Source organism: Streptomyces sp. B93 (genome assembly GCF_018070565.1).
GTDB lineage: Bacteria > Actinomycetota > Actinomycetes > Streptomycetales > Streptomycetaceae > Streptomyces.
Genome location: NZ_JAGPXL010000017.1, coordinates 1 through 26,761, shown reverse-complemented (window position 1 = coordinate 26,761; position 26,761 = coordinate 1). Strand labels below are relative to the sequence as shown.

Here is a 26,761-nt window from a genome sequence, read left to right as displayed (position 1 = left end):
TGTCGGTGCGGCCGAATCAGGCCTTGCGCAGCTCCCAGAAGCGGAAGACGGTCGAGGCGTCGAGGCAGTACTCCAGGCCGTAGACGCCGTCGCCCACGACGGCGTACTGCTTGGCCTGCCAGACGGGCAGGACGGGGAGTTCCTCGGCGACGATGTTCTGGAGGCGGCCGAAGTCCCGCTCGGCGGCGGTGCGGTCGCTCTCGGCGGCGGTGTTCGGGATGAGCGTGCCGGTGATGGTGTCGTTGCCGTAGTTGTTGCTCAGGACGTTGCCCTCGCCGAAGAACGGCGAGGTGAAGTTGTCGGCGTCGGGGTAGTCGGGCACCCAGCCCTTGACGTAGACGCCGTACTTCCCGGCCTCGATGTCCTTCTCGTACTGGTCGAAGGCGACGGACTTGACGTCGGCGGCGAACAGGCCGCTGGCGTTGAGCTGACCGGCGATGGCCTTGAGCTCCTGGTCGGTGGCGGGGCCGTAGCGGCTGGGCGTGGACCAGAGGGTGAGCTTCACCTTGTCGGTGATGCCTTCGGCGGCGAGTGCGGCGGCGGCCTTGGATTTGGAGGGGTGGGCGCCGTAGGTGTCGAAGAAGGCGGTGTTGTGGCCGAGGATGCCGGCCGGGATGATCGAGTAGAGCGGGGTGGCCGTGCCCTGGTAGACGTCCTGGACGAGGGCCTCGCGGTCAAGGAGGTGGGCGATGGCCTGGCGGACGCCGAGCTTTCCGGCGACCGGGTCGTCCATGTTGAAGACGAGGTGCTGGACTTCGGCGCTGCTGCCTTCGACGACCTCGATGCCGCTGCCGTCGGAGGACTGTTCCAGGTCGGCGATGTCGCCGGCGGTGAGGCCTCGGTAGGCGATGTCGATGTCGCCGTTCTGGAGGGCCGTCTTCAGGGCGCCCTGGTCGCCGTGGAAGAACTTGAGGGTGATGCCCTCGTTCTGGACCTCGGCGGTGCCCCGGTAGTTCTCGTTGACGGAGAACACGGCCTCGTCGTCGCTGAAGGAGTCCAGCTTGTAGGGGCCGGAGCCGCTGGCCTCGGCGTCGGTGCGCAGTCCGTCGGCGTCGTACTCGCGGTGGTTGACGATGGAGCCCGCGCCCGAGGCGATCTTGCTGGGGAAGGTGGCGTCGGGGGCGTTGAGCTTGAAGACGACCGTCCTGTCGTCGGGGGTCTCGATCTCCTCGAGCATGGGGAACATGACCGCGGGCCCGTCGGCGTCGTCGATCCTCAGCATGCGGTCGAAGGAGAACTTGACGTCCTCGGAGGTGAGCCGGTCACCGTTGCTGAACTTCAGGCCGTCCTTGAGGGTGCACTGGTAGACGGTGGTCCGCGTGTCCTCGAAGGCGCAGTCCTCGGCGGCCTCGGGCTGCGGGTCGGTGCCGCCGTTGGGGAAGCTCAGCAGGGACTGGAAGACGTTGTTGAAAAGCAGCCAGGAGCCCGGGTCGTAGCCGGACGCCGGGTCGGTGGCCAGGACGTCGTCGGACATTCCCATGACCACGTGGCTGCCGCCCTGACCGGAGCCGCCGGTCTGGGTGCCGCATCCGGTCAGCAGGCCTGAGGCGAGGCCCACCACGATCGGCAGTACGGGCCACTGGTTGCGCTTGTTCACGTGCGTGTGCCTTGTCTTCGGGGCAGGACGTGCAGAACCGGAGCCCTCTGAGTGAGGGCCCCGGGGGGGGTTGTTCGGCGTCAGCCGCTCACACCGCGGCCCAGCTCCCACAGCTGGAGCGTGGAGGAGGAGTTGAGCGCGTAGGCGGCGCCGGTGATGCCGTCGCGGGCGGCGATGTACTGCTTGCCCTGCCACAGCGGCAGGACGGGCACGTCGTCGGCAACGATGTCCTGGATGTCGGACAGGCTCTCCACGGCGGCGATGCGGTCGGCCTCACGGCGCGACTGCGGGATCAGGGTGTTGCGGATCTGGCTGTTGGCGTAGGGCGAGCCGAGGAAGTTGTCGGCGTCGAGGAAGGGCGCGAGGTAGTTGTCGGCGTCGGGGAAGTCGGGGAACCAGCCCATGCCGTAGACCTCGTACTCGCCCTTCTTCTCGGCGGGGCGGAAGGTGTCCCAGGGGGCGCCCTTGATGCTGACGTCGAACAGACCGCTGTCGTTGAGCTGCTTCTGGAGGACCTCGAACTCGTCCTTGGTGGCGGCACCGTAGTGGTCGGTGGTGTAGTACAGCGTCATCTTCACCGGGGTGGTGATGTCGGCCTCGGTGAGGAGGGAGCGCGCCTTGTTGACGTTGGGGTCGCCGTAGGTGTTGAAGAACGCGTTGGTGTGGCCGGTGATGCTCGCCGGGACCAGCGAGTACAGGGGTTCGGCCTGGGAGCCGTAGACCTGGGTGACGAGTTCGTCGCGGTTGACGATCTGGGCCATGGCCTGGCGGACGGCCTTGGACTTCACGGCCGGGTCGTCGGTGTTGAAGGCGAGGTAGCGGATCTCCAGGCCGGGCATGTCGACGAGGTCGATGTCCTCGTTGGAGCCGGTGGACAGCTCCTGGATCTGCTGCGGCGTCATGGTGCGGGTCATCAGCTGGATGTCGCCCGTCTCGAGCGCGTCGCCCATGGCGTCGGCGTCGGCGAACGAGCGCAGTTCGACCTTGTCGTTCTTCACCTCGAGGGTCCCCTTGTAGTTGGGGTTCTTGGTGAAGACGGCCTTGACGAGCTTGCCGTCCTTCTCCTCGGCGTCGAGGGTGTACGGGCCGGAGCCCGCGACCTTGAAGCCGTCGAGCAGCTTGTCCTCGGCGTAGGTGCCGGGGTTCACGATGCCCGCGACCGGGGTGGACAGCTTGTACGGGAAGGTGGCGTCCGCGGTGTTGAGGTGGAAGATCACCTCGCGGTCGCCCTTGGTCTCGACGGTGTCGATGGTGGAGAGCAGGGCGAAGACGCCGCTGTCGGCCTTGATGGCGCGGGCGCGGTCGATGGAGTACTTGACGTCCTCGGCGGTGATCTTGTCACCGTTGGAGAACTTGAGGCCCTCGCGCAGCTCGCAGACGTACCGCTCGTTGCCCGCGTCGGTGAAGGAGCAGCTCTCGGCGGCCTCGGGGACGGGTTCGCCGTCGCCGCGGGGCTGGACCATCAGGGTCTGCACGGTCTGGCGCAGGATGTTCCAGGTGCCGACGTCGTAGGCGTAGGCGGGGTCGATCGGGGCGGGGGCTTCCTCCGAGGCGATGAACCCGTCCGTGGTGCCGACGACGATCGCGTCCGAGCCGCTGCCGCTGTCGGACCCGCCGCAGGCGACCAGCACCGGTGCGAGCAGGCCGACGACGGTCGGCAGCACCAAAGTCTTGCGGTTCATGCTCGAGTTTCTCCAGATGTCAAGTCCGTGTATCCGGCATACAGGGGTGGCGCAGCCGTTCCACGTGGTCGGGGGTGTGGTTTCTCGCGACGAGATTAGTCCGCGCTCGCAGCGGCGTTCACAGCCACCGGAGTTGAGGGCTCATCACGCTGTGAAACCGGGCGTGGACAGACCGAAAACCCGACAGGGGAAGGATTCGTGCAGGCTCCCACCAAACGGGACACAAGGGCACGGCGAGGCCTGCCGTTCGGGGGTGCGAAGCACATGCGGGTCCGGGTGTCGACCCGTGGACAGGTGGCGAACGTCACACCTTCGACCGTGGGGCCGCGGACCGGAATTCGGCCATCCGGCAGGGTCGAATTCCTTTGCGTACACCGGGCGGTGACGGCGGATGAATTCGCACCCTATCGACTCTGCACGGTGGGTGAACACCTAGCGCATTTGCGTCACAAGGCCCCGCAGAAATGCCAGGTCGACCTCTTCCAGGGAGGACACGACGGTGCGCCGGTCGGCGGGGGCGATGGGGGCCACGGAGGGAACGGCCACCACATGGCATCCGGCCGCCTCGGCCGCGGCGACACCGGTGGCGGTGTCCTCGACCACCGCGCATCTGGCCGGATCCACGCCGAGTCCGGCGGCGGCGTGCAGATACGGGTCGGGGTACGGCTTGGTGCGGGGCACCTCGTCACCGGCGACGGTCAGCGCGAAGTGGCGCGGGCCGAGCGAGGTGAGGACGCGGTCGATGATGCGCCGGTGGGAGGCGGACACCAGGGCGGTGGGCATCTCGTGCGCGGCCAGTTCGGCGAGCAGCCGGGCGGCGCCGGGCATCAGCGGCAGGGTGCGGTCGATGCGGTCCTCGAAGCCGTCGTTGAGCAGGACGGTGAGTTCGGCGAGGGTGATGTCGGCGCCGGTGGCCTCGATGAGGAATCCGGCGCTGCGGCTCATGGGGCCGCCGACCACGACATGGCGCCAGGAGTCGTCGAGCGTGTGACCGAGGGCGGCGAAGACCTCGACTTCGACGTCCCACCAGAATCCCTCGGTGTCCACCAGGGTGCCGTCCATGTCGAGGAGCACCGCCTGGAGGGCGGAGCCCTCGCCCGTGCGGGTGCTGAGCGCGGGGATCGTGGTCGTCATCCACAGACCTCCTTCTGGGGACGCACAGGCCGGCTCCCGAACGGGAACCGGCCTGCAAGCAGTGGACCGACCATTGTACGACGGATCCGATCAGCGTGCGGTGAGACGCGTCACGGTGTGTCGTGCGCCCCGGGGCGTGCGGTCATCGTGCGTTGAAGTACTTGGCCTCCGGGTGGTGGATGACGATGGCGTCGGTGGACTGTTCGGGGTGGAGCTGGAACTCCTCGGAGAGGTGCACGCCGATGCGTTCGGGCTGGAGCAGGTCGGCGATCTTCGCGCGGTCCTCCAGGTCGGGGCAGGCCCCGTAGCCGAGGGAGAAGCGGGCGCCGCGGTACTTCAGGGCGAACATGTCCTCCATGGCGGCGGGGTCCTCGCCGGAGAAGCCGAGTTCGGCGCGTACGCGCGCGTGCCAGTACTCGGCGAGGGCCTCGGCGAGCTGGACGGACAGACCGTGGAGTTCGAGGTAGTCACGGTAGGAGTCCGATGCGAACAGGCGTGCGGTCTCCTCGCCGATCCGGGAGCCGACGGTGACGACCTGGAAGCCGACGACGTCCGTCTCGCCGGACTCCTCGGGGCGGAAGAAGTCCGCCAGGCACAGCCGGCGGCCGCGGCGCTGGCGCGGGAAGGTGAAGCGGGTGCGCTCGTTGCCCTGTTCGTCCAGGATGATCAGGTCGTCGTCCTTGGAGACGCACGGGAAGTAGCCGTAGACCACGGCCGCCTCCAGCAGGTTCTCCGTCTGGAGCCGGTCCAGCAGCCCGCGCAGCCGGGGGCGGCCCTCGGTCTCCACCAGCTCCTCGTAGCTGGGGCCCTCGCCGGTGCGGGCCTGCTTCAGGCCCCACTGGCCCTTGAAGAGGGCGCCCTCGTCGAGCCAGGAGGCGTACTCCTTGAGCTGGATGCCCTTGACGATGCGGCTGTCCCAGAACGGCGGTGTGGGGACCGGGTTGTCGGTGGCGACGTCGGAGCGCACGTGGCCCTCCTCCGGGCGCTCCTCGGTCTCCACGGTGGCCGCGCGGACCCGGCGCTGGCGCAGCTCGGGGAGCTTCGCGCCGGGCACGCCCCGCTTGACGCCGATCAGGGCGTCCATCAGGCGCAGGCCCTCGAAGGCGTCGCGGGCGTAGCGGACCTCGCCCTCGTAGATCTCGTACAGGTCCTGCTCGACGTAGGCGCGGGTCAGGGCGGCGCCGCCGAGGATGACGGGGTAACCGGAGGCGAGGCCGCGGGCGTTCAGCTCCTCCAGGTTCTCCTTCATGATCACGGTGGACTTGACGAGGAGTCCGGACATCCCGATGACGTCGGCGCGGTGTTCCTCGGCGGCGTCCAGGATCGCGGAGACGGGCTGCTTGATGCCGAGGTTGACGACGTTGTAGCCGTTGTTGGACAGGATGATGTCGACGAGGTTCTTGCCGATGTCGTGGACGTCGCCGCGGACGGTGGCGAGGACGATGGTGCCCTTGCCCTCGGTGCCCTCGACCTTCTCCATGTGCGGTTCGAGGTAGGCCACGGCGGTCTTCATGACCTCGGCGGACTGGAGGACGAACGGCAGCTGCATCTGGCCGGAGCCGAAGAGTTCGCCGACGACCTTCATGCCGTCCAGGAGGGTGTCGTTGACGATGTCGAGCGCCGGACGCTCCGTCAGGGCGGCGTCGAGGTCGGCCTCCAGGCCGTTGCGTTCGCCGTCGATGATGCGCCGCTTGAGGCGTTCCTCCAGCGGCAGCGCAGCCAGCTCCTCGGCCTTGCCCGCCTTCAGGGACTTGGCGGTGGCGCCCTCGAACAGGGCCATCAGCTTCTGGAGCGGGTCGTAGCCCTCGGAGCGGCGGTCGTGGATGAGGTCGAGGGCGGTGGTGACCTCTTCCTCGCTGAAGCGGGCGATCGGCAGGATCTTGCTGGCGTGCACGATCGCGGAGTCCAGGCCCGCCTTGACGCACTCGTCGAGGAAGACGGAGTTGAGCAGGATCCGGGCGGCCGGGTTGAGGCCGAAGGAGATGTTCGACAGGCCGAGGGTGGTCTGCACCTCGGGGTGGCGGCGCTTGAGTTCGCGGATGGCCTCGATGGTGGCGATGCCGTCGCGACGGGACTCCTCCTGGCCGGTGCAGATGGTGAAGGTCAGACAGTCGATGAGGATGTCCGACTCGTGGATGCCCCAGTTGCCGGTCAGGTCCTCGATCAGCCGTTCGGCGATCTCGACCTTCTTCTCGGCGGTGCGGGCCTGGCCCTCCTCGTCGATGGTGAGGGCGATGAGCGCGGCGCCGTGCTCACGGGCCAGCTCGGTGACCTTGGCGAAGCGGGACTCGGGGCCGTCGCCGTCCTCGTAGTTGACGGAGTTGATCACGGCGCGGCCGCCGAGCTTCTCCAGACCGGCCCGGATGACGTCGACCTCGGTGGAGTCCAGCACGATCGGCAGGGTGGAGGCGGTGGCGAAGCGGCCCGCCAGTTCCTCCATGTCGGCGACGCCGTCGCGGCCCACGTAGTCCACGCACAGGTCGAGCATGTGCGCGCCCTCGCGGATCTGCTCGCGGGCCATCTCCACACAGTCGTCCCAGCGGCCCTCCAGCATGGCCTCGCGGAACTTCTTGGACCCGTTGGCGTTGGTGCGCTCACCGATCGCGAGGTAGGAGGTGTCCTGCCGGAACGGCACCGACTGGTAGAGGGAGGCGGCGCCCGGCTCGGGGCGGGGGCTGCGCTCGGCGGGGGTGAGGTCCCGGACCCGCTCGACGACCTGCCGCAGGTGTTCGGGGGTGGTGCCGCAGCAGCCGCCGACCAGGGACAGTCCGTAGTCGCGTACGAAGTTCTCCTGGGCGTCGGCCAGCTCGGGCGCGCCCAGCGGGTAGTGGGCGCCGTCCGAGGTCAGCACCGGCAGTCCGGCGTTCGGCATGCAGGACAGCGGGATGCGGGAGTGGCGGGCGAGGAAGCGCAGGTGCTCGCTCATCTCGGCGGGGCCGGTGGCGCAGTTCAGGCCGATCATGTCGATGCCGAGGGGTTCCAGCGCCGTCAGGGCGGCGCCGATCTCCGAGCCGAGCAGCATGGTGCCGGTGGTCTCCACGGTGACCGACACGATCAGCGGTACGTCGTACCCGGCCGTCTCCATCGCCCGGCGGGCGGCGATGACGGAGGCCTTGGTCTGGAGGAGGTCCTGGGTGGTCTCCACGAGCAGCGCGTCGGCGCCGCCCGCGAGCAGCCCTTCGGCGTTGCTCTGGTAGGCGTCGCGGATCGCGGCGAAGGTGGTGTGGCCGAGGGTGGGCAGCTTGGTGCCGGGGCCCATGGAGCCGAGCACCCAGCGCTGCCGGCCGGTGGCGGCGGTGTACTCGTCGGCCACCTCGCGGGCGATGCGCGCGCCGGCCTCGGAGAGTTCGCCGACGCGGGCGGCGATGTCGTACTCGCCGAGCGCGGAGAGATTGGCGCCGAAGGTGTTGGTCTCCACGCAGTCCACGCCCGCGTCGAAGTACGCGGCGTGCACCGTGCGGACGATGTCGGGGCGGGTGACGTTGAGGACCTCGTTGCAGCCCTCCAGCTGCTGGAAGTCGTCGAGTGTGGGCTCCTGGGCCTGCAACATCGTCCCCATCGCCCCGTCGGCCACCACCACTCGGCTGGCGAGGGCCTGGCGGAGGGCGGACGCGCGGGTGCGGCTGTCGGCGGCGGACGGGTTCTGCGGCAACGAGGCCATGAACGGGCTCCCTGGAGTGCGACGGCTGTCGGCTTTGCGCCCACGTCTGGTCTTTTCCCAGTGGACGCACGCCGCCAGGGTAGCCGGGACCGGGGCCCCGCCGTCAGGCCGTCCACGACACGGACGAGGATGGCGGGCGGCTCGTATGCGTCGGTCGGTCACGACGGAACCGGGCCGACCATTGGCGGGAGGTCGGCATCGACCGGTAGTGTTCGACATTGCCGAACGGCGGCAGCGACGGTCGGCGCGGCGGTGCTCGACGCCATCCATGGGGCCGCGCACCACCGCGACGCGGCGGTCGAAGGGGACGGAGGCAGGACGGCGATGGCACGGAACATCCAGTCGCTCGAACGGGCGGCCGCGATGCTGCGGCTGCTCGCGGGCGGCGAGCGGCGGCTGGGCCTGTCGGACATCGCCTCGTCCCTGGGGCTGGCCAAGGGGACCGCGCACGGCATCCTGCGCACCCTCCAGCAGGAGGGCTTCGTCGAACAGGACGAGACCTCCGGGCGCTACCAGCTGGGCGCGGAGCTGCTGCGCCTGGGCACCACGTACCTCGACGTGCACGAGCTACGGGCGCGCGCCCTGGTCTGGACCGACGACCTGGCCCGCTCCAGCGGCGAGAGCGTCCACCTGGGGGTGCTGCACCAGCACGGCGTGCTGATCGTGCACCACGTCTTCCGCCCGGACGACAGCCGGCAGGTGCTAGAGATCGGGGCGATGCAGCCGCTGCACTCCACGGCGCTGGGCAAGGTGCTGTCGGCCTACGACCCGGTCGCGCACAGCGAGGCGCTGGAGGCCGACCGCAAGGCGTTCACGGAGCGCACGGTGTGCGACCTGGAGGCCTTCGAGCAGCTCCTCGACGTGACACGCGCGCGTGGGTACGCCGCCGACGTGGAGGAGACCTGGGAGGGCGTCGCGTCCATCGCCGCGCCGATCCACGACCGGCGCCGGATGCCGGTGGGCTCGGTGGGCATCACGGGGGCCGTGGAGCGGGTCTGCCGGGACGGTGAGCTGCGGCCGGAGCTGATCGCCGCGGTCCGGGACTGCGCCCGCGCGGTCTCCCGGGACCTGGGCGCCGGGCGGTTCTGACCGGCGCATACGTCACACGCGCACAGCACGCGGGAGAGGCCGGGACGGCGGACGCCGTTCCGGCCTCGGTCGTACGCTCGGATGCACATAAGGTGCGAAGGTGCCCATAACCCACACGATCACACACAAAAGACCGGCGATCCGCAGGGATCAATAACGATCGCGCTTTCCACAACAGAACTCTTGACGTGCGTGTAACGCCGGAGCAAGACTCCCGTCCATCGGTCGGCATTGTCGAACACCTACCGGCAATACACGTTAGAGTGTGACAACGCCAAGGGCCGGCATCGCCCTCACCCCGAGGGCACGCGAACCCCAGTCGGGAACCGGGGTTCGGCTTCCCCTGGACGAAGGACAAAGGAGTCGCGGGTGTCCAGCTCCGACATCTTCATCGGCGAGACCATCGGTACCGCCATACTCATCCTCCTCGGCGGTGGTGTGGTGGCCGCCGTGGTTCTCAAGGCCTCCAAGGCCCGTAACGCCGGCTGGCTCGCGATCACCTTCGGGTGGGGCTTCGCGGTCCTCACGGCCGTCTACACCAGCGCGCCGCTGTCCGGCGCCCACCTGAACCCGGCGGTCACGCTCGGCATCGCGATCAAGGACGGCGAGTGGGGCGACGTCCCCACCTACTGGGCCGGACAGCTCCTCGGCGCCATGATCGGCGCGACCCTGGTCTGGCTCGCCTACTACGGCCAGTTCCAGGCCCACCTCACCGACAAGGAGATCGTCGGCGGGCCGGGCGCGCAGGCCACCACCGCCAAGGCCGTCGAGGCGCAGGAGAAGGGCGCGGGCCCGGTCCTGGGCGTCTTCTCCACCGGCCCGGAGATCCGTCACGCGGTGCAGAACCTCGCCACGGAGATCATCGGCACCTTCGTACTGGTGATCGCGGTGCTCACGCAGGGCCTGAACGACGAGGGCAACGGCCTGGGCACCCTCGGCGCACTGATCACCGCACTGGTCGTCGTCGGCATCGGCCTCTCCCTGGGCGGGCCGACCGGGTACGCCATCAACCCGGCCCGTGACCTGGGCCCGCGTATCGTGCACGCCCTCCTCCCGCTGCCCAACAAGGGCGGTTCCGACTGGAGCTACGCCTGGGTCCCGGTCGCCGGACCGCTGATCGGCGGCGCCATCGCGGCGGGCGTCTACAAGCTCGCCTTCGTCTGACAGCGGGCACAGCCCCCGTACGAGCCGCAAGCTGTTCAGCACACGCGCACGCACCGCCCCCCGTAACCACGGACCTCTCAGGAGCACACAGTGACCGACGCCCACACCGCCGGCCCGTTCATCGCGGCGATCGACCAGGGCACCACGTCCTCCCGCTGCATCATCTTCGACCGGGACGGCCGTATCGTCTCCGTCGACCAGAAGGAACACGAGCAGATCTTCCCCAAGCCGGGCTGGGTCGAGCACAACGCCACCGAGATCTGGACCAACGTCCAGGAAGTCGTCGCCGGAGCCGTCGCCAAGGCCGGAATCACCCGCGACGACATCAAGGCCATCGGCATCACCAACCAGCGCGAGACCACCGTGCTGTGGGACAAGAACACCGGTGAGCCCGTCCACAACGCCATCGTCTGGCAGGACACCCGCACCGACGCCCTCTGCCGCGAACTGGGCCGCAACGTCGGCCAGGACCGCTTCCGCCGCGAGACCGGCCTCCCCCTGGCCTCCTACTTCGCTGGCCCCAAGGCCCGCTGGCTCCTCGACAACGTCGACGGCCTCAAGGAACGCGCCGAGGCGGGCGACATCCTCTTCGGCACCATGGACACCTGGGTCATCTGGAACCTCACCGGCGGGGTCAACGGCGGCAAGCACGTCACCGACGTCACCAACGCCTCCCGCACCCTGCTGATGAACCTGCACACCATGGAGTGGGACGAGAAGATCGCCGAGTCCATCGGCGTGCCGCTCGCGATGCTCCCCGAGATCCGCTCCTCCGCCGAGGTCTACGGCGAGATCACCGGAGGCAAGCTCGGCGACCTGCTCGGCGGCATCCCGGTCGCCTCCGCGCTCGGCGACCAGCAGGCGGCCCTGTTCGGCCAGACCTGCTTCTCCGAGGGCGAGACCAAGTCGACCTACGGCACCGGCACCTTCATGGTGATGAACACCGGCGACAAGATCATCAACTCCTACAGCGGCCTGCTCACCACCGTCGGCTACAAGATCGGCGACCAGGACACCGTCTACGCCCTCGAAGGCTCCATCGCCGTCACCGGCTCCCTGGTGCAGTGGATGCGCGACCAGATGGGCCTGATCTCCACCGCCGCCGAGATCGAGACCCTCGCCCTGTCCGTCGAGGACAACGGCGGAGCCTACTTCGTGCCCGCCTTCTCCGGCCTGTTCGCCCCCTACTGGCGCTCCGACGCCCGCGGCGTCATCGCCGGTCTCACCCGCTACGTCACCAAGGCCCACCTGGCCCGTGCCGTGCTGGAGGCCACCGCCTGGCAGACCCGCGAGATCGCCGACGCCATGACCAAGGACTCCGGCGTCGAACTCACCGCCCTCAAGGTCGACGGCGGCATGACGTCCAACAACCTGCTGATGCAGACCCTCTCCGACTTCCTGGACGCCCCCGTGGTGCGCCCCATGGTCGCCGAGACCACCTGCCTCGGCGCCGCCTACGCCGCCGGACTCGCCGTCGGCTTCTGGAACAGCACCGACGACCTGCGCGCCAACTGGCGCCGGGCCGCCGAGTGGACCCCCCGCATGGACGCGGACATCCGCGAACGTGAGTACAAGAACTGGCTCAAGGCCGTCGAACGGACCATGGGCTGGCTCGAGGACGAGAACTGACGAGAGCCCCACTCCCAGACGGCTCTGACGAGGAGTAGTAACCCGACATGACCAGTCAGTCCACCCTTCAGTCCGTGCCTGCCCTCGGCACCCACCCGGCCTCCGGCGCCAACCCCGGCCGTGCCGAGGTCCGGGAGCAGCTTTCCAAGGCGTCGTACGACCTTCTCGTGATCGGCGGCGGCATCCTGGGCATCTCCACCGCCTGGCACGCCGCGCAGTCCGGACTCAGGGTGGCCCTGGTCGACGCCGGCGACTTCGCCGGCGCCACCTCCTCCGCCTCCTCCAAGCTGCTCCACGGCGGTCTGCGCTACCTCCAGACCGGCGCGGTGAAGCTGGTGGCGGAGAACCACTTCGAGCGCCGTGCGGTCTCCCGCCAGGTGGCCCCCCACCTGGCCAACCCGCTCACCTTCTACCTCCCCGTGTACAAGGGCGGGCCGCACGGCGCCGCGAAGCTGGGGGCCGGTGTCTTCGCCTACTCCGCGCTCTCCGCCTTCGGCGACGGCGTCGGCCACCTGCTCTCCCCCGGCAAGGCGCAGGCGGACGTGCCCGAGCTGCGCACCGAGAACCTCAAGGCCGTCGCCGTGTACGGAGACGACCAGATGAACGACGCCCGGATGGCGCTGATGACGGTCCGCGCGGCCGTCGACGCGGGTGCCGTGGTCCTCAACCACGCCGAGGTCACCGGCCTGCGGTTCACCCGGGGCCGGGTGACCGGCGCCGAGCTGCGCGACCGGCTCTCCGGTGACGAGTTCGGCGTGACCGCCCGCCTGGTGCTGAACGCGACCGGCCCCTGGGTCGACCACCTGCGCCGCATGGAGGACCCGAACGCCGCCCCGTCCATCCGGCTGTCCAAGGGCGCCCACCTGGTGCTCAAGCGGACCTCGCCGTGGAAGGCGGCGCTGGCCACCCCCATCGACAAGTACCGCATCACCTTCGCCCTCCCCTGGGAGGACATGCTGCTGCTCGGCACCACCGACGAGGTCTACGAGGGCGACCCGGCCGATGTCGCCGTCAACGACAAGGACATAGCCCAGATCCTCGACGAGGCCGCGTTCTCCATCCGCGACCAGCAGCTCGACCGGGACCTGATCACCTACGCGTTCGCGGGTCTGCGGGTGCTGCCGGGCGGGCCCGGCGACACCGCCAAGGCCAAGCGGGAGACCGTGGTGACCGAGGGCCGCGGCGGGATGCTGTCCATCGCGGGCGGCAAGTGGACCACCTTCCGCCACATCGGCCGCACGGTGATGCGCAAGCTGGAGTCGCTGCCGGGTCACCCGCTGGGCGACGACTTCGAGCCGATCTCCGCGCTGCCGAAGAAGCTGCCGCTGCCCGGTATCGCCAACCCGCGCGCGGTCGCCCACCGGCTGCTCACCGACCACCCGGCGCCCGGCCCGCGGATGGCCGCCGACACCGCCCGGCACCTGGCCACCCACTACGGCTCGCTCGCCTTCGACATCGCCCGGATCGCCAACGAGAACCCCGAACTCGCCGGGCGCGTCCACCCCGACGCCCCGGAGATCTGGGCGCAGGTGGTGTGGGCCCGGGACCACGAGTGGGCCGAGACGGCGGACGACGTGCTGCGCCGCCGGACCACTCTGACGATCCGCGGCCTGGCCACGGACGACGTCCGCGCGAAGGTCCAGGACCTGCTCGACAAGAAGTAGCGTCGGGTGGGACGGGGGGACGAAGGGGGCGGCTCCACCCCGACGGGGCCGCCCCCTTCGTGCTGCCCCGGCGCCAGGTCGGTCATAATGCGCTGAGACATCGGATGTCTGTGACTGGCTGTGGACGTCCGTGGGATCAGCGCACGACGTACGACCGTGGGAGACCGGCCATGGCAGTGACCGACGAGGCGATCGAGAAGATCAAGGACATGATCGTCTCGGGTGCGCTGCGGCCCGGGGACCGGCTGCCGAAGGAGAGCGAACTCGCCGCCGGCCTGGGACTGTCCCGCAACTCCCTGCGCGAGGCCGTGCGCGCCCTGTCGCTGATCCGGATCCTGGACGTACGGCAGGGCGACGGGACGTACGTCACCAGTCTGGACCCGCGGCTGCTGCTGGAGGCGCTGAGCTTCGTGGTGGACTTCCACCGCGACGACACGGTGCTGGAGTTCCTCGGGGTGCGCCGCATCCTGGAACCCGCCGCCACCGCGCTGGCCGCTTCCCGGATCACCGTGGCCGAACTGGACGCGCTGGAGGAGCGGCTGGACGCGCTCGGCGCGGCGCCCTCGGTGGAGCAGCTGGTCGCCTGTGACCTGGAGTTCCACCGGGCCATCGGGCAGGCGTCCGGCAACTCGGTGCTGTCGTCGCTGCTCGACGGTCTGTCCGGGCCCACCACCCGCGCCCGGGTCTGGCGCGGCCTGACCCAGCGGGACGCCGTCAGCCGCACCCTGCACGAGCACCGCGCGATCCTCGCCGCGCTGCGCGACCGGGACGCCGAGGCGGCGCGGTCGTGGGCGACCGTGCACATCGCGAGCGTGGAGCAGTGGCTGCGCAGCGCGCTGGGGGAACCGGCCTGACAGCTCGGATGAATCGCGGGGTGTTCCGGTGTGTCGAACGGGGCAGTGATCCGTTCACTCCCCCGTGCAAGGGGGCTGCGGGAGCCCCCGCGGAACGCCGTAAGGTTGGGACGTCAAGCGAGGGCACGTCGGAAGGAGGCACTGGGTGATCGAGCTCGAGGGGGTTCCCGAGCTGATCGACCCGGTCATGGTGGCCGCGTTCGAGGGCTGGAACGATGCCGGCGACGCCGCCTCCACCGCGGTCGCGCATCTCGAGAGGGAGTGGAAGGGCGAGGTGTTCGCGGCGCTGGACGCCGAGGACTACTACGACTTCCAGGTCAACCGCCCCACGGTGTGGATGGATGCCGGCGTCCGCAAGATCACTTGGCCGACGACAAGGTTGTCGGTGGTCCGGGTCGGCGGCGACAAACCGCGCGACCTGGTGCTGGTGCGCGGCATCGAACCGTCCATGCGCTGGCGCTCGTTCTGCAACGAGCTGCTGGGCTTCGCCCATGAGCTGGGCGTGGAGCTGGTGGTGATCCTGGGCGCGCTGCTCGGTGACACCCCGCACACCCGTCCGGTGCCGATCAGCGGGACCACGTCGGACGCGGACCTGGCCCGCCGGATGGACCTGGAGGAGACCAAGTACGAGGGCCCGACGGGCATCGTCGGCGTCCTCCAGGAGGCGTGCACGCACGCGGGCGTCCCGGCGGTGTCGCTGTGGGCCGCCGTACCGCACTACGTCTCGCAGCCGCCCAACCCGAAGGCGACGCTGGCCCTCCTGAACCGGCTGGAGGACCTGATCGACGTCCGTATCCCGCTGGGTGAGCTGCCCGAGGACGCGCGGGCCTGGCAGGTGGGGGTGGACCAGCTGGCCGCCGAGGACAGCGAGGTCGCCGAGTACGTCCAGACGCTGGAGGAGGCCCGGGACACCGCCGAGTTGCCCGAGGCGTCCGGTGAGGCGATCGCGCGGGAGTTCGAGCGGTATCTGCGGCGCCGGGACGGCGGCGGGCCCGCCGGCGGGCCCGGTGGGCACGCCACCGACGGAGGCGACGGTCCGCCGTACCTGCGGGACAACCCGGGTGAGCGGACGCGTCCGCCGAAGCCGCCCAAGCCGGGAGCGGACGAGGACGACTCCTCGGAGGAGTGAGTCGCGGGAGTTGAGTCGCAGGAGTGGGCAGGGGCGCTTCCCTCGGTGAGGGAAGCGCCCCTTCGTCGTACGGGCTAGAGCGCGACGCCGAGCAGTGCGTCCACCGCGCGGGACACGACGCCGGGGGCGCCGGTGTCCGTGCCGCCCTGCTCCTCCTGGCGGGCCGTCCAGCGGTCGACCGCGGCGAGGGCGGCGGGGGCGTCCAGGTCGGCGGCGAGCGCGTCGCGGACCTCCTCCACCAGCGTCTCCGCGGGCGGGCCGTCGGGCCGGGACACCGCCGCGCGCCAGCGCGCCAGCCGCGCCTCGGCGTCCCGCAGCACGTCGTCGGTCCACTCCCAGTCGGCCCGGTAGTGGTGGGCGAGCAGCGCCAGCCGGATGGCGACCGGGTCCACGCCGTCACGGCGCAGCTGGGAGACGAAGACGAGGTTGCCCTTGGACTTCGACATCTTCTCGCCGTGCAGGGCGACCATGCCCGCGTGGACGTACGCCTTGGCCATGGGGAACTCGCCGGTCAGCACCTGGGCGTGCGAGGCGCCCATCTCGTGGTGCGGGAAGGCGAGGTCGGAGCCGCCGCCCTGGACGTCGAAGCCCATGCCGAGGTGGTCGAGCGCGATGGCGACGCACTCGATGTGCCAGCCGGGGCGGCCGTGGCCGAGCGAGCCGCCGTCCCAGCTGGGCTCGCCCTCACGGGCCGCCATCCAGAGCATCGGGTCGAGCGGGTTCTTCTTGCCGGGCCGGTCGGGGTCGCCGCCGCGCTCGGCGGACAGGTGCCGCATGGTGGCGGCGTCGAGGCCGGAGACCTTGCCGAAGTCGGCGTCGGACTCGACCGAGAAGTAGATGTCGCCGTCCAGTTCGTAGGCCGCGCCCATGTCCCGCAGCCGCTCCACCAGCGGCACGATGCCGGGTATGGCCTCGACCGCGCCGATGTAGTGCCGCGGGGGCAGCATGCGCAGGGCTGTCATGTCCTCGCGGAAGAGGGCGGTCTCCTGCTCGGCGAGGGCCACCCAGTCGACGTTGTCGCGGTCCGCGCGCTGGAGCAGCGGATCGTCGACGTCGGTGACGTTCTGGACGTAGTGGACCTGGCGCTTGTTGTCGAGCCACACGCGCTGCACGAGGTCGAACGCGTTGTAGGTCGCCGCATGACCGATGTGGGTGGCGTCGTACGGCGTGATGCCGCAGACGTAGATGCGGGCGACGGGACCGGGGTCCGGGGTGACCAGGGTGCCGGTCGCGGTGTCGTGGATCCTGAGGTCGCGGCCCTGACCGGGCAGGGCGGGGACCTCGGAAGCGGGCCAGGCATGCATGTCTTGAGCCTAACCGGACTGGAGTTCCGTATACGAACCGGACCAGGCCTTGTGGCCGGGAAGGCGGTCTTGTGCGATCCCGGCCCGTGTGCCCCGCGGCAGGCGTCCTACACCGGTGGCCAGGGGATGGCGGGCCACTCGCCGGAGGGCTCCGGGTGCGCTCCGGAGGTGAGGAGCGCGTCGACACGCGCGCGTGTCGCGTCGAGTTCGGCGGTGGTGATCAGGCCGGTGAGGCGTTCGGCGAGCGTCCCGCCTTCCTTGAGCTGCTCCCTGAGGTGTCCGAGGACGGTCACGGCCTCCTCGGGGAGCGGGTCCCCGGCCCAGCCCCACAGCAGGGTGCGCAGCTTGTTCTCGGCGTTGAAGGTGACGCCGTGGTCGATGCCGTAGAGGTGGCCGTCGGCGGCGGGCAGCAGGTGGCCGCCCTTGCGGTCGGCGTTGTTGATCACCGCGTCCAGGACCGCGAGCCGTCTCAGCCGCTGGTCGTCGGCATGGACGAGCAGGGCGGTGCGGTCCTCGCCCACGTCGGCGAGGCCGATCGCCTTCCAGCCCGGCGACGGCTCCTCCTGGTCGACCAGGGCGAGCAGTTCGGCGCCGGGGACGGCCTCGATCCAGAGCTGGACCATGCCCTCGCCGTACGGGCCGTCGCGCAGCACCGTCGGCGGCACCAGGTCCCAGCCGGTGGCCTCGGAGACGAGGTACGCCGCCACCTCGCGTCCGGCGAGCGTGCCGTCGGGGAAGTCCCACAGGGGGCGCTCCCCCGCGACCGGCTTGTAGACGCAGGCGGCCTGTCGGCCGTCGTGCGTCACGGTGCAGTACAGCGCCGCGTTGGAGGCCTCGCGGATGCGGCCGACGACGGTCAGCTCACCCTCGGCGAGCAGACGGTCGGTGGTCACGCCGTCGGTGGTCACGCTCCGCGGCGGTATCCGTTCTGGCGCGGACATACGTGTCCTTCCGGGTCGAGCGGCAGGCTGCACAGCGGGCAGGGCGGCCGGCCGGCGTTGACGACGTCGAGAGCGCGCTTGGCGAAGGCCCGGGCCTGGGCGCCGGTGAGCCGGACCCGCAGCATCGGTGGACCGTTCTCCTCGTCCTGGAGGAGCCGTTCCTCGGCTTCGGCGAGGTCCTCGTCGGTGTCGGCGTCCAGCTCCACCAGGGCCTGCGCCTCGACGATCATGCGCTGTTCCTCACCGTCCCAGGCGAGGGCCATGGTGCCGACCCGGAACTCCTCCTCGATGGGGGTGTCCAGGGGGGCGGTGTCGTGGATCTCCGAGGGTGCCACGGCGGGGACGGAGGCGCTGCCGCCGCTGCGCCTCACGACCTCGTCGAGCAGTTCGTCCATGCGCTCGGCGAGCGCTGCGACCTGGGTCTTCTCCAGGGCCACGCTGGTGGTGCGGGTGCCCGCGGAGGCCTGGAGGAAGAAGGTACGGCGCCCGGGCAGTCCGACCGTACCGGCCACGAAGCGGTCCGGTTGGTCGTAGAGGAACACCTGACGGGACACGTCCTGTCTCCATTGAAGTCGTGGGGCGGGGTGCGGGGGCGGTGGTGGGGGGCGAGGGGTGGCGTGGTGTTTGGTGTGATCGGTTCACCCTACTGCGGGCGACGATCACGGTGCGCCCGCACCGCCACCGACCGGGGCGTCGCCGCTCGGCGGCTCCTCGCGGGGCGCCAGGGACGCGAAGTCGCCGGTGTCGCCGAGGCGTACCAGGAACGGGCGCAGACGGGTGTAGCGGATCGCCGTGATCGAGCAGGGCTCCACGGAGATCCGCTGGAACAGGTCGAGATGCAGGCCGAGCGCGTCCGCGACGAGGGACTTGATGATGTCGCCGTGCGAGCACATGAGGTACACGGCGTCGGGGCCGTGGTCGCGTGCCACGCGCGCGTTCCACTCCCGTACCGCCTCCGCGGCACGGGTCTGCATCGACCGCATCGACTCGCCGCCGGGGAACGCCGCCGCCGAGGGGTGCGCCTGTACGACCTCCATCAGCGGCTCGTCCTTCAGGTCCGCCAGCTTGCGGCCCGACCAGTCGCCGTAGTGGCACTCCCCGATGCGGTCGTCGGTGTGGGGGGTCAGTTGCGGGCGGGTGGCGAGGAGGGGGCGGAGGGTCTCCTGACAGCGTTGCAGGGGGCTGGTGACGATCTCGGCGAGGGGCAGCTCGGCGAGGCGTCCCGGGAGCGCGGCGGCCTGCGCGGCGCCGCGCTCGTCGAGTCCGACGCCGGGCGTCCAGCCGGCGAGCAGTCCTTCGGTGTTGGCGGTGGAACGTCCGTGCCGGACCAGGATCAGCGTGGGCATGCCGCCCAGGGTAGGCGCAGCCGCCGGGCTGTGCGGTTACGCGAATTCCGGGGCGGGCGGGGTGGGGCCGCCCAGGGCGTTGCGGTGGTCCGGCATCTTCAGGGAGACCATGCGGCGCCAGCCGCCGAGGCGTTCGTACGCGTACACCGCGTGGATGCCGAACGCCAGGAGCGCCGCCTTCGGCCTGGGCCAGCCGAGGACGCGGCCCATGTGGGCCATCACGGCGAGGCTGACGTCCCGGTAGATGCGGATCTCGGCGAGCGCGCACTCGCGCAGGGTGCGCTGGATGGCGCGGCCGTGTCCGGCGCGGGCGAAGCGGAGGAGTTCCTCGTGGCAGTAGGCGAGGTGGTTGTCCTCGTCGGCGGAGATCATCCTGACCGCGCGGCCGAGGTCGGGGTGGTCGGCGAAGTGCTTGCGCAGCAGGTCCATCTGCTCGGAGGCGCGCTGTTCGGTGACGCGGCTGTGGGCGAGGTAGGTGACGATGTCCTGCACGGTGAGCGGCTGGTCGCTCTTGAGCTTCTCGTGGGCGAGGCCGATGCCGTGCCTTTCGAGGATCATCGTGTAGTCGGTCTCGGGTGGTACCGGGGCCGGTTCGAGGCCGCGCTTCTTGAGCAGGGCGTTGAAGATCCGCCCGTGCTTGTCCTCGTCGGCGCCGTGGCGGACGATCTTGGGGGCGAGTTCGCGTTCGGTGTCGGGGACGAGCGCGGCGATGCGGGCGTTCTCCCAGCCGCCCTGTGCCTCGCCGCTGGCGGCGATGGAGCAGAACAGGCGGAAGGACTCGTCGTTGTCGAGGATCTCCTGGAACAGACTCTTGGCCGAAAGCATGTGAAGGCACCTCTCTCCAGCCGACCGCGGGACTCCGCGGGGCTCCGCAAAGAACGAGTCAAATGGGCGGGCTGGGGTGCCGCAACAGGTGTGTCGGACAACTCCGTCAAAAGGATGACGTGCGGGTCGAGCGGGGGGTGGGGGTGCGGCAGGGTGTGAGGGAGGGCGTTGCGCGTAACCGGGGGCGGGGGTGTGCGTTGTTCTGCGTGACGGCCGTGGCGGGGAAGACCCCCGAGCCCCCACCACGGCCGTGGACTTTCTCGGGCGAGGCCCGCGTCAGGCGAGGCCCGCGCGCTCCAGGGCCTCCGTGCCCGCGCGCAGGGCGGTGAGCCGCTCGTCGAGCGTGAAGCCTGCGGGGGCGAGGGTGAGGGTGGTCACTCCCGCCGCGGCGTAGGCCTTCATACGGTCCGCGATGCGGTCGACCGAGCCGAGCAGGGTCGTCTTGTCGATGAGGTCGTGCGGTACGGCGGCAGCCGCGGCCTGCTTGTCGCCGGAGAGGTACTTGTCCTGGATGTCGGCGGCGGCCTCTTCGTAGCCCATGCGCTGGGCGAGCTGGTTGTAGAAGTTCTGCTTGCGGCTGCCCATGCCGCCGACGTAGAGGGCGGTGTAGGGGCGGAAGGTGTCGGCGAGGGCCGGGACGTCCTTGTCGTCGCCTACGGCGAGGGGGACGGTGGGGCAGACGTCGAAGCCGTCCAGGGTCTTGCCGGTCTTCTCGCGGCCCGCGCGGATGTGCCTGATCGCCGTTTCCTCGAGGTGGTCGGCGGAGGGGAAGATCAGGAGGGCGCCGTCGGCGATCTCGCCGGTCTGTTCGAGGTTCTTGGGGCCGATGGCGGCGATGTAGAGGGGGATGTGCTCGCGCGTGGGGTGGACGGTGAGCTTGATGGGCTTGCCGGGGCCGCCGGGGAGGGGGAGGGTCCAGTGGTCGCCGTCGTGGGTGAGGCGTTCGCGGGACATGGCCTTGCGGACGATCTCGACGTACTCGCGTGTGCGGGCGAGGGGCTTGTCGAACTTGACGCCGTACCAGCCTTCGGAGACCTGGGGGCCGGAGACGCCGAGGCCGAGGCGGAAGCGGCCGCCGGAGAGGGAGTCGAGGGTGGCGGCGGTCATGGCGGTCATGGCGGGCTGGCGGGCGGGGATCTGGAAGATGGCCGAGCCGACGTCGATGCGGGTGGTCTGGGCGGCGACCCAAGTGAGTACGGTGGCGGCGTCGGAGCCGTAGGCCTCGGCGGCCCAGCAGACGGCGTAGCCGAGGCGGTCGGCTTCCTGTGCCACGGCGAGGTTGTCGGCGTCCATGCCGCCGCCCCAGTAGCCGAGGTTGATCCCTAGCTGCATGGCCGTTCCCCTTACTGGTCAGTAACGTCCCTTGCGGAGACCTTAGCGCGGGGTGCCTGCGGCGGCCTGCTCGGGGCCGGGGGTGGCTTGCGTGGCGCTGTCCGTGGGGCGTGGGTCGGGGCCGCGCCGGGGGTGTCCGTCCTCGGAACCGCGCGGGCTGCCAACTGGATTGCGAACGGGGCTTTCCGCGCGAACCACTGCGGGCGGACACCCCCCGACACGTCCCCTTCCGTCGTACGGCGGGTGCGGGTACGCGGTGGCTGAGCGACAGAGCCGACGCAGCGCGGGCAACCGGGACGTTCCCGCGCCGGAAATCCGCGGTGGCGTGGCAACCGTTGTCCACAGGCAACCCACGTCACGGTTCTGGCCAGTAATCTCGGCGTTCATGGAGCAGAGGCATCTCGGCCGTACCGGCCTGCGTGTGTCCCGTATCGGACTCGGGACGCTCACGTGGGGCCGGGACCCTGACGAGCACGACGCGGCGGACCTCTTGAAGACGTTCTGGGAGGCGGGCGGGAACCTCGTCGACACGGCGGACGTGTACGGGGACGGCGAGGCCGAATATCTGCTGGGGCGGCTCATGGACGGGCTCGTGCCGCGCCGGGATCTGGTGATCTCGACCAAGGCGGGCAGCGTTCCCGACCCGGACCGGCGGTTCGACGGGTCGCGGGGGCATCTGCTGGCCGCACTGGACGCGTCACTGACGAGGCTCGGTACGGATTACGTCGATTTGTGGCATGTGCATGCATTTGATGCCGGCACTCCGCTGGAGGAGACCCTCCAGGCCCTCGACCTCGCCGTGAGCAGCGGCCGCGCCCGCTATGCCGGTGTCTCCAACTTCTGCGGCTGGCAGCTGGCCAAGGCGGCCACCTGGCAGCTCGCGGCGCCCGGTACGCGGACCCGGCTGGCCTGCACGCAGATGGAGTACTCGCTGTTGCAGCGGGGCGTGGAGCGCGAGGTGCTGCCCGCCGCGCTGGACCTCGGCATCGGGCTGCTGCCCTCGTCGCCGCTCGGGCGCGGGGTGCTCACCGGCAAGTACCGCACCGCGACGCCCGCGGACTCGCGGGGCGCGTCGGAGCACTTCGCCCCGTTCGTCGAGCCGTATCTCGACGAGACGGCCAGCCGGATCGTGGACGCGGTGGCGACCGCCGCGGACGGGCTCGCGGTGACCCCGCTCCAGGTCGCCCTCGCCTGGGTCCGCGACCGCCCCGGCGTGGTCGCGCCGGTCATCGGGGCGCGCAGCGCGCAGCAGCTCACGGCGGCGTTGTCAGTGGAGGCGCTTAGTCTTCCTGACGAGATCTGCCGGGCGCTCGACGATGTGTCGGCGCCCGTGCACCGCTATCCCGATCACGACTGGAGCACGCTGTGAGCACGGAGCCGGAGACCACCAAGGACGGCGAGCCGGACGGCACGGAGGCCGCTGAGGTGTCCGAGGCGCAGGCCGAGTTGGAGGCGCAGCGCGTCGAGCGGGAGCGGATCGAGCGGCGCAAGGCGGAGAAGCAGGGGCCCGTCGAGAGCGGTACCAAGCTCAGTGGTGTGGCCGCCGATCTGCTGGCCGCGGTGCGGGCCGTGGAGAGCGGGGAGAAGCCCGTGGCCGCCGTCTTCGCCGATGAGCCGCGGCGCGCCGCCGTCGCTCCGGAGCCCGTGCGGCGTCTGCCGCGGCCCGTGGCGGAGCCCGTGCGGCCCGGTGCCGGGAGTGTCGCCGCCGTCGCGGAGGTGCTCGTTGCGGGGGGTGCTCCCCAAGGGTTGGCCGGGCAGGTTCTCGGGGTGCTGGGGGAAGGTGCCGGGGACAGGTTGCGGGAGGACCCTTGGCAGTTGTTGCGGGTGCCGGGGGTGCGGCTGGAGCAGGCCGACGGGTTCGCCCGGGCGCTGCTGGGGGGCGAGTCGTCTCCCGGTGACGAGCGGCGGGGGCGGGCGGTCGTCGGGTGGCTGCTGGAGCAGGCGGCGCTCGCGGGGCATACGGTGCTGGAGCTGCCCGCGTTGACCGCCGCGTTGGCGCAGCGGGGGGTGCCCGAGCCGGATGATGCCGTGCAGAACGCTCTCGCCGAGGGGGAGGCCCTTGTCTTCCAGGACGCCCTTGAGGCGGAGGGAGGGGAGGGCGTAGAAGGCGCGGAGGCGGCCGTGCGGGTGCTGGTCGGGCTGGAGCGGTATGCGCTGGCCGAGGAGAGCCTTGCCGACGGGGTCGGGCGGGTGATCAATTCCGTGCCCAAGGAGGGGGGTTCGGGGGCGGAGGCTTGGGAGGCGGCCGCCTCGGGGGCCGCCGGTGAGCTGGTTCGGGCTGTGGCGGGGCATGGGCTGGTGCTGCATACCGGGGGTGCGGCCTCGCGGGTCGAGGTCGCCGAGTTGATGCGGGTGGCCCAGGGGTTGGGGTTGCGGGTCTGGGGTGCCGTCCATGGGCCTGTCGGGCGGGCCCGGTTCGCCGCGTTGGTCGGGGAGGACGGGCCCGGGGTCGTCACCGTGGCGGGGCTTGTCGGGGGGCTGGAAGGGCCCGGGCGGGATGCCGAGGGCGCGTTCGATCTCGATCTCCTCGTCGTGCTCGACGCTCCGCAGCTGGATGTCGAGACCGCGGCCCTGGTGGTGGAGTCGTTGCCGGACGGGGCGCGGCTGGTGCTGTCCGGGGATCCCGGGGTGCTGTGGTCCGTGGGGGCCGGGCGGGTTTTCGCGGATCTGCTGGCCGTGCGGGTATGTCCCCGGGTGGCGTCGCGGACGCCGGACCCCGGCCCGCTCGGTGAGCTGGTGTCGGGCATCGGCGTCGGTGAGCTGAACCAGGTCGAGGCCCCCGGCAAGGAGGTCGTGATCGTGCCGGTGCGGGATGCCGGGGAGGCCCTGCACCGGACCGTGCAGCTGGTGGCGGACTCGGTGCCCCGGGCGATCGGTGTGCCGGTGGAGGAGACCGTCGTCATCACCCCGGGGCACGGGGGCGCCGTCGGTACCCGTGCGTTGAACGCGGCGCTGAAGGAGCGGCTCAATCCGGGGCCGGGGCGCTTCGGCGGGTTCGACGCCGGGGACCGGGTCGTGTACTCCCCCGTTCCCGGGCGGGTGCTGCCGGGTGTGGTCCTGGGCGCCGACAGCGAAGGGCTGCGGTTGTCCTGTTCCGGCGAGGAGGTCGTCGTCGCCCGGGAGCAGGTCGAGCGGTGTGTGCGTCACGGGTGGGCGCTGACCGCCCACCAGGCCGTCGGGGGGCGCTGGCCCGCGGCGGTGGTGGTGCTGCCCGGTGACGCCGCCCAGGCGCTGAGCCGGCCGTGGGTGTACACGGCCTTCGGGCGGGCCGAGCGGCATCTGTCCGTGGTGCACGGGGTGGAGCAGGCGTTGCCGCGGGCCGTGGCCGAGGTTCCGGCCAAGCCGCGTACGACCCGGTTGCCGCTGCTGTTGAGTGCGCGGCCGGGCGAGGACGGCTGAGCGGAGGAGCGGATGAGGGCGGCCAGGGGTGTTCCCGTGGCCGCCCTCTTCTGAGCCGGTTCAGCGGTCCAGTGGTTCCAGGTCCTCGTCCTCGTCCAGCTCCAGTTCGCCGTCCAGGTCGTCTTCCTCGTCGAGGTCGTCGCCGATCTCCTCGTCGAAGACCGCGCTGACGTCGAAGCGGCAGACCACCTGCTGTGGATCGGCGCTCTCGAAGGGGGCCTCCAGCCATTCCCCGGGGTCCGCGGGTTCGTCCGCCGCCGTGACCCACAGGGTGGAGTCGCCCTCCTCCAGGCCGAACTCCTTGTGCCGGGAAGCGATCTCGTCCGGTTCGAACTCACCGAAGAGGACGCCGAGCGCCCCGTGGACGGTGGCGGCCGCCTCCGTGCCCGTGCCGTCGTCGTCCGCCGCCTCCACGCGCTGTGCCTGGGCCAGCAGCCGTTGCGGCTCCACCACCGTGTAGTCGCGGCGGATCAGCACGCTCAGCGCGTTCGGCTCCTCCGGGCCCGTGTACGGCGGCAGGGCGTCCTCCGCGCCGGGGATCTCGAAGGGCGTGACCTCGTCGTAGCGGTCGTAGAGAAGCTCGTCGTACACCTCTGCGGCCGCGGCCAGCTGGTTGAACGCCTCGTAGACGCCCGGGTCGTCCTCACCCGACCGGCTTTCGACCGCGGCCAAGTGGCGGTCGAGCGCGGTCTTGACCGCCTCGGCGGCGGCACGTACCTCGGCAGCGGTGGGCTGCGCAGCATCAGACATAGTGCAGACGCTATCCGCACCCGGCCCGTGCCCGCACAATAGATGCGATGCCGGAATACGAATTTGTCGACGTGTACGTGCCTCGCGGGGTCTCCCGCAAGGAGACGGCACGCCTGCTGACCGACCATGCGGAGTACGGACACTGGGAGTTGCACCGTCTGAGCCTGCTGCGTGACGGCAGTCGCCGGGTGCGCCTGCGGCGGCGGATCATCCGTCAGGTGCGGGCCACGTGGTGACGTAGCCGACGGGGCAGAGCGGGCCTCGGTGGAGAGCCCGCTCTGTTCTGCACCGTGCGTTCGCGGGGCGTTTCGTGGGGGTTTACTGGGAAGTGCGCGCCTTGCGGTAGAGGACGGCGCCCGCGAGCAGCGCGCCCGCGCCCAGCGGGACCGCGGCGCCGAGCGGGAGGCCGCTGCCGGTCTCCGCGAGTTGCGCGCCCTGGTCGCCCTGCATGTAGCCGCCGGGGTGGTGGGGTGAGGTGGAGCCCGGGTGTGTGCCGTCGTTCGGGTTTCCGCCGTTGCCGGTGCCGTCGTCGCCACCGCCGTCGCCCGTGGAGGGCGGGGTGTCGGGGGTGCCCGGTTCCGTCGGGTTCTGGGGGGTGTCCGGGGTGTCCGGCGTCTCGGGGTCGGTGGGGTTGTCCGGGGTGCCGGGGGTGTCCGGGGTGCCGGGGGGCGTCGAGCCGTCGCCGCCGCCGTCGCCGGGCGGGGGCGTGTGGTGGCCGCCGCCGGGGCCGTGTGAGCCGTCGTTCGCGCAGTCCTGGCCCGTCGCGGGGTTGCCCACGCCGATCACGTCGACGCTGTTGCCGCAGACGTTGACGGGGACGTGGACGGGTGCCTGGACGTTGTTGCCCGAGCCGACGCCGGGCGATCCGTGGGTCCCGCCGTCCGCGTGGGCACCGCCCTGGCCCTTGCCGCCGCCCTGGTTGGCGCACGAGTTGCCCGCGGCCGGGTTGAGGGCGCCGACGACGTTGACGGTGTTGCCGCAGACGTTCACCGGCACGTGCACCGGGGCCTGCACGCTGTTGCCGGACAGTACGCCGGGCGAGTGGGACGCCGAGCCCGCGGCGCCGGCGCCGGAGGTGGCGTGGGCCTGGGCGCCCGCGGCGGCGATCACGCCGGTCGCCGCCGCCACGGTCATCAGGCCCTTGCGGGTGACCTGTCGCATGTGCTGAATTCCTGCCTTCGACCTTGTGCCGACCACGTCGGCATGCCGTTTGCTGATGAGAACCGGTCGGCCCCGGAGCGCATGGCGCGCGCTCCGGGGC

21 protein-coding genes are annotated in these 26,761 nt (G+C 71.0%); 9 read left to right on the top strand and 12 right to left on the bottom strand.

Features of this window, described 5'->3' with window-relative positions; genetic code table 11:
* Positions 1–16: 16 nt before the first annotated feature.
* From KBY47_RS18435 to metH, 4 genes are all read right to left on the bottom strand, one after another.
* Positions 17–1,597: an ABC transporter substrate-binding protein gene (locus KBY47_RS18435; protein WP_210922254.1), complete on the bottom strand. Its 1,581-nt coding sequence runs from the start codon at positions 1,595–1,597 to the stop codon at positions 17–19.
* Between the two features lie 80 nt (positions 1,598–1,677).
* A complete protein-coding gene (locus tag KBY47_RS18430) occupies positions 1,678–3,279 on the bottom strand; it encodes an ABC transporter substrate-binding protein (RefSeq protein WP_210922253.1) in 1,602 nt (533 codons plus the stop codon).
* 432 nt (positions 3,280–3,711) lie between these two features.
* On the bottom strand, positions 3,712–4,413 hold the full coding sequence (locus tag KBY47_RS18425) for an HAD family phosphatase (RefSeq protein ID WP_210922252.1): 702 nt from the start codon (positions 4,411–4,413) through the stop codon (positions 3,712–3,714).
* A 142-nt stretch (positions 4,414–4,555) separates the two neighbouring features.
* Positions 4,556–8,074 carry a methionine synthase gene (metH, locus tag KBY47_RS18420; RefSeq protein WP_210922251.1) on the bottom strand — a complete coding sequence of 1,173 codons (3,519 nt, stop codon included), beginning with the start codon at positions 8,072–8,074 and terminating at the stop codon, positions 4,556–4,558.
* A gap of 324 nt (positions 8,075–8,398) precedes the next feature.
* Between metH and KBY47_RS18415 the strand changes: the two genes are divergently transcribed.
* From KBY47_RS18415 to KBY47_RS18390, 6 genes are all read left to right on the top strand, one after another.
* The gene (locus KBY47_RS18415; RefSeq protein WP_210922250.1) at positions 8,399–9,163 is read left to right on the top strand and encodes an IclR family transcriptional regulator; all 765 of its coding nucleotides are present in this window, start codon (positions 8,399–8,401) and stop codon (positions 9,161–9,163) included.
* Positions 9,164–9,532: 369 nt separating this feature from the next.
* Positions 9,533–10,327, top strand: a complete 795-nt coding sequence (locus KBY47_RS18410; protein WP_210922249.1) for an MIP/aquaporin family protein — start codon at positions 9,533–9,535, stop codon at positions 10,325–10,327.
* A gap of 90 nt (positions 10,328–10,417) precedes the next feature.
* Positions 10,418–11,956, top strand: a complete 1,539-nt coding sequence (glpK, locus tag KBY47_RS18405) for a glycerol kinase GlpK (RefSeq protein ID WP_210922248.1) — start codon at positions 10,418–10,420, stop codon at positions 11,954–11,956.
* A gap of 47 nt (positions 11,957–12,003) precedes the next feature.
* Positions 12,004–13,620 (top strand): glycerol-3-phosphate dehydrogenase/oxidase, encoded by a 1,617-nt coding sequence (locus KBY47_RS18400; RefSeq protein ID WP_210922247.1) that lies wholly within the window; start codon positions 12,004–12,006, stop codon positions 13,618–13,620.
* Positions 13,621–13,790: 170 nt separating this feature from the next.
* Complete coding sequence (locus tag KBY47_RS18395; protein WP_210922246.1) at positions 13,791–14,474, top strand: FadR/GntR family transcriptional regulator; 684 nt, start codon at positions 13,791–13,793, stop codon at positions 14,472–14,474.
* A 145-nt stretch (positions 14,475–14,619) separates the two neighbouring features.
* Positions 14,620–15,603 (top strand): PAC2 family protein, encoded by a 984-nt coding sequence (locus KBY47_RS18390; RefSeq protein WP_210922245.1) that lies wholly within the window; start codon positions 14,620–14,622, stop codon positions 15,601–15,603.
* A 74-nt stretch (positions 15,604–15,677) separates the two neighbouring features.
* On the opposite strand, the gene mshC is transcribed toward KBY47_RS18390, so the two are convergent.
* From mshC to KBY47_RS18360, 6 genes are all read right to left on the bottom strand, one after another.
* A complete protein-coding gene (gene mshC / locus KBY47_RS18385) occupies positions 15,678–16,907 on the bottom strand; it encodes a cysteine--1-D-myo-inosityl 2-amino-2-deoxy-alpha-D-glucopyranoside ligase (RefSeq protein WP_210922244.1) in 1,230 nt (409 codons plus the stop codon).
* Between the two features lie 107 nt (positions 16,908–17,014).
* Complete coding sequence (locus KBY47_RS18380) at positions 17,015–17,848, bottom strand: SCO1664 family protein (RefSeq protein ID WP_210922243.1); 834 nt, start codon at positions 17,846–17,848, stop codon at positions 17,015–17,017.
* The gene (locus KBY47_RS18375) at positions 17,812–18,402 is read right to left on the bottom strand and encodes a DUF3090 domain-containing protein (RefSeq protein WP_210922242.1); all 591 of its coding nucleotides are present in this window, start codon (positions 18,400–18,402) and stop codon (positions 17,812–17,814) included. Before KBY47_RS18375 ends, KBY47_RS18380 begins: the two co-directional genes overlap by 37 nt.
* A 105-nt stretch (positions 18,403–18,507) precedes the next feature.
* Entirely contained in the window at positions 18,508–19,194 is a 687-nt protein-coding gene (locus KBY47_RS18370; RefSeq protein ID WP_210922241.1) for a histidine phosphatase family protein, read from the bottom strand.
* Positions 19,195–19,230: 36 nt separating this feature from the next.
* Positions 19,231–20,019 carry a ferritin-like domain-containing protein gene (locus KBY47_RS18365; protein ID WP_210922240.1) on the bottom strand — a complete coding sequence of 263 codons (789 nt, stop codon included), beginning with the start codon at positions 20,017–20,019 and terminating at the stop codon, positions 19,231–19,233.
* A gap of 276 nt (positions 20,020–20,295) precedes the next feature.
* Entirely contained in the window at positions 20,296–21,351 is a 1,056-nt protein-coding gene (locus KBY47_RS18360; RefSeq protein ID WP_210922239.1) for an LLM class F420-dependent oxidoreductase, read from the bottom strand.
* 385 nt (positions 21,352–21,736) lie between these two features.
* Here KBY47_RS18360 and KBY47_RS18355 point away from each other — a divergent pair, with 385 nt between their 5' ends.
* Entirely contained in the window at positions 21,737–22,720 is a 984-nt protein-coding gene (locus KBY47_RS18355) for an aldo/keto reductase (RefSeq protein WP_210922238.1), read from the top strand.
* Positions 22,717–24,750 carry a helix-hairpin-helix domain-containing protein gene (locus KBY47_RS18350; RefSeq protein WP_308405195.1) on the top strand — a complete coding sequence of 678 codons (2,034 nt, stop codon included), beginning with the start codon at positions 22,717–22,719 and terminating at the stop codon, positions 24,748–24,750. Before KBY47_RS18355 ends, KBY47_RS18350 begins: the two co-directional genes overlap by 4 nt.
* Before the next feature lie 60 nt (positions 24,751–24,810).
* On the opposite strand, the gene KBY47_RS18345 is transcribed toward KBY47_RS18350, so the two are convergent.
* Positions 24,811–25,500 carry a hypothetical protein gene (locus KBY47_RS18345; protein WP_210922237.1) on the bottom strand — a complete coding sequence of 230 codons (690 nt, stop codon included), beginning with the start codon at positions 25,498–25,500 and terminating at the stop codon, positions 24,811–24,813.
* 47 nt (positions 25,501–25,547) lie between these two features.
* Here KBY47_RS18345 and KBY47_RS18340 point away from each other — a divergent pair, with 47 nt between their 5' ends.
* Positions 25,548–25,736 (top strand): DUF5703 family protein, encoded by a 189-nt coding sequence (locus tag KBY47_RS18340; RefSeq protein ID WP_094055315.1) that lies wholly within the window; start codon positions 25,548–25,550, stop codon positions 25,734–25,736.
* A gap of 82 nt (positions 25,737–25,818) precedes the next feature.
* Here KBY47_RS18340 and KBY47_RS18335 read toward each other — a convergent pair whose 3' ends face one another.
* A complete protein-coding gene (locus tag KBY47_RS18335; protein WP_210922236.1) occupies positions 25,819–26,661 on the bottom strand; it encodes a chaplin in 843 nt (280 codons plus the stop codon).
* Between the last annotated feature and the right edge of the window lie 100 nt (positions 26,662–26,761).

Excerpts from the sequence above, each read along its gene's own strand:
- KBY47_RS18430 (WP_210922253.1), bottom strand. The coding sequence starts at position 3,279 with ATGAACCGCAAGACTTTGGTGCTGCCGACCGTCGTCGGCCTGCTCGCA.
- KBY47_RS18355 (WP_210922238.1), top strand. The coding sequence starts at position 21,737 with ATGGAGCAGAGGCATCTCGGCCGTACCGGCCTGCGTGTGTCCCGTATC.
- KBY47_RS18365 (WP_210922240.1), bottom strand. The coding sequence starts at position 20,019 with ATGCTTTCGGCCAAGAGTCTGTTCCAGGAGATCCTCGACAACGACGAG.
- KBY47_RS18345 (WP_210922237.1), bottom strand. The coding sequence starts at position 25,500 with ATGTCTGATGCTGCGCAGCCCACCGCTGCCGAGGTACGTGCCGCCGCC.
- KBY47_RS18335 (WP_210922236.1), bottom strand. The coding sequence starts at position 26,661 with ATGCGACAGGTCACCCGCAAGGGCCTGATGACCGTGGCGGCGGCGACC.
- KBY47_RS18360 (WP_210922239.1), bottom strand. The coding sequence starts at position 21,351 with ATGCAGCTAGGGATCAACCTCGGCTACTGGGGCGGCGGCATGGACGCC.
- KBY47_RS18415 (WP_210922250.1), top strand. The coding sequence starts at position 8,399 with ATGGCACGGAACATCCAGTCGCTCGAACGGGCGGCCGCGATGCTGCGG.
- KBY47_RS18380 (WP_210922243.1), bottom strand. The coding sequence starts at position 17,848 with ATGTCCGCGCCAGAACGGATACCGCCGCGGAGCGTGACCACCGACGGC.
- KBY47_RS18340 (WP_094055315.1), top strand. The coding sequence starts at position 25,548 with ATGCCGGAATACGAATTTGTCGACGTGTACGTGCCTCGCGGGGTCTCC.
- KBY47_RS18425 (WP_210922252.1), bottom strand. The coding sequence starts at position 4,413 with ATGACGACCACGATCCCCGCGCTCAGCACCCGCACGGGCGAGGGCTCC.
- mshC (WP_210922244.1), bottom strand. The coding sequence starts at position 16,907 with ATGCATGCCTGGCCCGCTTCCGAGGTCCCCGCCCTGCCCGGTCAGGGC.
- metH (WP_210922251.1), bottom strand. The coding sequence starts at position 8,074 with ATGGCCTCGTTGCCGCAGAACCCGTCCGCCGCCGACAGCCGCACCCGC.
- KBY47_RS18370 (WP_210922241.1), bottom strand. The coding sequence starts at position 19,194 with ATGCCCACGCTGATCCTGGTCCGGCACGGACGTTCCACCGCCAACACC.
- KBY47_RS18400 (WP_210922247.1), top strand. The coding sequence starts at position 12,004 with ATGACCAGTCAGTCCACCCTTCAGTCCGTGCCTGCCCTCGGCACCCAC.
- KBY47_RS18395 (WP_210922246.1), top strand. The coding sequence starts at position 13,791 with ATGGCAGTGACCGACGAGGCGATCGAGAAGATCAAGGACATGATCGTC.